This window comes from Stenotrophomonas sp. GbtcB23 (genome assembly GCF_019091045.1).
In the GTDB taxonomy this organism is placed as follows: Bacteria; Pseudomonadota; Gammaproteobacteria; order Xanthomonadales; family Xanthomonadaceae; genus Stenotrophomonas; species Stenotrophomonas rhizophila_A.
This window is the reverse complement of the sequence record NZ_JAGXKC010000125.1, coordinates 1-1,132: the sequence shown is the minus strand read 5'-3', so window position 1 is coordinate 1,132 and position 1,132 is coordinate 1. Positions and strand designations below refer to the sequence as shown.

Sequence of the window (1,132 nt, the reverse complement as noted above, 5' to 3'; positions counted from 1 at the left end):
CGTCGGCACAGGCAGGGCGTCGCGGCAGGCGCAGGGGGCGCGGAAGGGCGCCGATCCTACCCACGGGCTCTGCTGCTGCAATCGACTACATCAATCGAACCTGACTAAACCATTCAAGCGCTGCTTCGAAGTCGTTGCAGGGCGCGGGATCCCGGCAGGCCGTCATCACCCGTGCGCCATCGGGCGGCGGTGTCGGGATCGGAATTGTTGTAGTGACGTGCCAACCTGGGCAGACGCGGCGGACATCGCATTCAACTGCTCCGGTCGCCGGGCAGGTTCGCTGTTCCCGCACAGCAATACCCGGGTGCAGGAACAGGGGTACTCTGGGCAGTCCTCATTGCCAACCCCGGGCCCGCCGCATGGATTACCAGCTGATCATCAAGTTCTGGAGAAAGTCGCTGGACGACGAAGCCTTCCTGGCCACGCTCGAGGCCGAACTGGGCACCGCCCTGGGCAGCGCCGCAAAGCTGGACGGCTACGACGTCAGCGCCAAGGAGATCAACCTCTTCATGTTCACCGCCGACCCGCGCCCGGCCTTCCGTCGCGCCAAGGATGTGCTGGAACGGCTGGGCGTGCTGCACAGCGTGTCGGCCGCCTACCGGCTGGAGGGCGGTGCGCAGTTCACCTCGCTGTGGCCGACCCGCATGGCGCGGAAGTTCACGCTGCCCTGACGATCAGCGACAGTCACATCCCAAGATCTGATCGAGAGGCCGGTGATGTATTTGAGAAAAAAGCTCTAGATCTAAGCAAAAATGGCTTGAGATCTAAGATGTGCTTACTTGATTTCGGTTTGGAGAACAGCAGCCTTTCTCTTCTTCTTTCGTGTCTTAGAGGGGGGCTGTTGTTCATCGCTTTCAGCGGAGAGCGCACGCAACTCTTCAATACGCTCCTTACTAAAGCCAAAGTGCTTCTCTAGGATTTCAGGAACCTTCCCATCTTCGAACTGAAGCTCCACATCTCCGGGCTCAATCATCAGGCTCAAGAGTGAAGCCGTCCCCCAGGGCGCGCGCGACGTAACAAAGCCCAATAGCTCGCGAGCGCCAGAGAAAAGCATTCTGGCAACGTTTGCACCGATTACTCCTGGGTTGAAAGCGCCCTTGTACGCTGCCCTACATCCTTCAGTGTCAATGGA

General features: G+C 59.7%; 2 protein-coding genes. One reads left to right on the top strand and one right to left on the bottom strand.

Annotated elements, in window-relative coordinates; translation table 11 throughout:
* Nucleotides 1-359: 359 nt before the first annotated feature.
* Entirely contained in the window at nt 360-671 is a 312-nt protein-coding gene (locus KVS69_RS18335) for a hypothetical protein (RefSeq protein ID WP_095364192.1), read from the top strand.
* A gap of 104 nt (nt 672-775) precedes the next feature.
* On the opposite strand, the gene KVS69_RS18330 is transcribed toward KVS69_RS18335, so the two are convergent.
* A partial coding sequence (locus tag KVS69_RS18330; protein ID WP_217539421.1) for a hypothetical protein occupies nt 776-1,132 on the bottom strand: 357 nt, incomplete at its 5' end.